The sequence below is a fragment of the Spirulina sp. CCY15215 genome (genome assembly GCF_016888125.1).
Classification (GTDB): Bacteria; Cyanobacteriota; Cyanobacteriia; order Cyanobacteriales; family Spirulinaceae; genus CCY15215.
In genome coordinates, this window is the sequence record NZ_JACSWA010000477.1 from 1 (window position 1) to 2,341 (window position 2,341).

The window sequence follows — 2,341 nt, forward strand, 5'->3', positions numbered from 1 at the left end:
GTAGAAGAAATCCCTTGTCTATTTGGCAGCCAGTCCCCGGTAGGGACGTTACATGTAACGTCCGTACAGTCAATGGTTGCCTTTGATTTAGGAACGGTGACGGCATTAACTTGCTTTGACGGTCGGGATTTTGAGGAAGTCTCCAATCCTCGTTTTGAGCGAGAATTTGCACCCAAAATTCGCACGGCTTTCCAAGCCTTACGGCGCAAGCGCTGTCCTATTCGAGGTAAACAGAAAGCCTCAAATCGATGGAAAAAGTCTCAAAAGAAAATATCCAAACTTAAAGCCAAACAGTCGAGAGTTCGCCAAGACTGGCAGCACAAAGTCACGACAGATTTATCCAGTCGTTATGACATCGCCGTGACAGAAAAGCTCAATGTTAAGGGGATGACTAGAAAGGCAAAGAAGGGAAAAAGAAAACGTCAAAAAGCGGGACTCAATCGTTCGCTTCTTGACGTGGGTTTTGGGACTTTAAATCAAATGATTGTTTATAAAATTGTTGCTAAAGGTGGCGTTCATTTAACCATTAATACTCGCAAGGTCAAACCTTCTCAGCGATGTCCCAACTGTGGCAAAGTCCATAAGGATTGGGCAGAACTTTCAAATCGTTATCATGTTTGCGAAGATTGCGGATTTGAAATGGGCAGGGATAAATGCTCTGTGATGGTGATGTGGAATGTCGCCGCAGATCGGCAACCGGGGGTAGGAACGAACCTCGTTAGTCGTCGATGCTCGAGCGCTACTGATTCTCCTCGTACTCATACGGGCGGGATGACGCAACTCGGGCAAATGAAGCGATTAAGCTCTCGCTCTACAGACGATGCTGGGGTAACTGAAACCCCATCCGTCTATACGGTGGGGTAGTTCATTTTGTCTCAAGACTCCTGCACAGCGCGATCGCCGCGATGATGGGTGCGATCGTACCCTTGCGGCTTAATTGCTTTAGCTTTGCCTTGCAACAAGCCAGAAACGCCTTCTTGACCAATTTCCGGACGCATATCCGTCAAGGGTTGAGCGCGATCGATTAAAGATGGATCGTAATCTTCCGGTTCGTAATAAGTCGTAATATAGCCTTCGTAATTGCGAAGAATGACTTTATTCACACCTTGACTGATGAGATATTGAGGCATAACCGGAATTTTCCCACCTCCTCCAGGAGCATCAATAACATAAGTAGGAATAGTATACCCACTTAAGTGCCCTCGCAAACCCTCCACGATCTCCATTCCTCGCGCAACTGTAGTACGAAAGTGACCCGCACCTTTTACTAGATCGCATTGGTAAATATAGTAAGGACGGACGCGATTTTTTACTAACTTACATAAAAGTTCTTGTTGGATATCCAGGCGATCGTTAATTCCCGCTAAAAGAACGCTCTGATTTCCCAAAGGAATGCCCGCATCTGCTAATTTAGCCAAGGCTGCGCTTAACTCGGCGGTAATTTCCTTGGGATGATTAATATGGATGTTAATCCAGAGGGGATGATATTTCCGTAGCATATTACAAAACTCGTCCGTAATGCGTTGGGGCAGGAATACAGGAACACGAGTACCAATTCGCACGATCTCCAAATGCACTATCTCTCGTAATCGCGAGAGAATATAATCAAGCAGAATGGGAGATAGAGTTAAAGGATCGCCACCACTCAGGAGAACATCTCGAATTTGAGGAGTTTGACGAATATAATCGAGTTGTCGTTCGAGATCGTTTTTCTTAAAAGTTTGCTGAAAATCTCCCACCAAACGAGAGCGAGTGCAGTAGCGACAGTAACTCGCACAGTGGGTTGTCACCAACATCAAAACGCGATCAGGATAACGATGAACCAAACCCGGAATGGGACTGTGTTCGTCTTCAGCCAAGCTGTCTTCCTGCATTCCCACAAAGTCAACGAGTTCGCGTCCCAAAGGAATCACTTGGCGGCGAATCGGACACAAGGGATTGTCAGGATCGATTAAACTGGCAAAATAGGGAGTAATATCAACGCGAAATTTATCTTTCGCAGTTAAACCTTGAATTTCTTCAGGAGTTAAATTGATAATTTGCTCTAACTCTTCAACAGAGTTTAAACGGTTGTCTAATTGCCAATGCCAATCATCCCATTGTTGTGGAGGGATATTTGCCCAAGGTTTCGGACTGCGTGTTAAAAATGGCTGGGTTGAAGGAATCATTTTACTTTTGTAAAGAGTTACGAGATAGGGTCAGGAACCTCAGCCTAAAGGCGTGAGGCTTGAAAGAGAAATCTGAGACAAGCCATTCTGACCAGACTAAGTACCCCGCGTACTACGTTATTTGGGTCACGACACCTTGGAATGCGAAGCTAGTTCCTCGCTCTGTCGTTAGC

Annotated in this window: 2 protein-coding genes; one reads left to right on the top strand and one right to left on the bottom strand. The window is 45.5% G+C overall.

Going from position 1 to position 2,341, the window contains the following annotated elements; translation table 11 throughout:
• The coding region (locus JUI58_RS15900; protein WP_204104783.1) for an RNA-guided endonuclease TnpB family protein at window positions 1–864 on the top strand (864 nt) is incomplete at its 5' end.
• 11 nt (window positions 865–875) lie between these two features.
• Here the strand turns inward: JUI58_RS15900 and ablA are convergent.
• Window positions 876–2,168 carry a lysine 2,3-aminomutase gene (gene ablA, locus JUI58_RS15905; RefSeq protein ID WP_204104784.1) on the bottom strand — a complete coding sequence of 431 codons (1,293 nt, stop codon included), beginning with the start codon at window positions 2,166–2,168 and terminating at the stop codon, window positions 876–878.
• Window positions 2,169–2,341 lie beyond the last annotated feature (173 nt).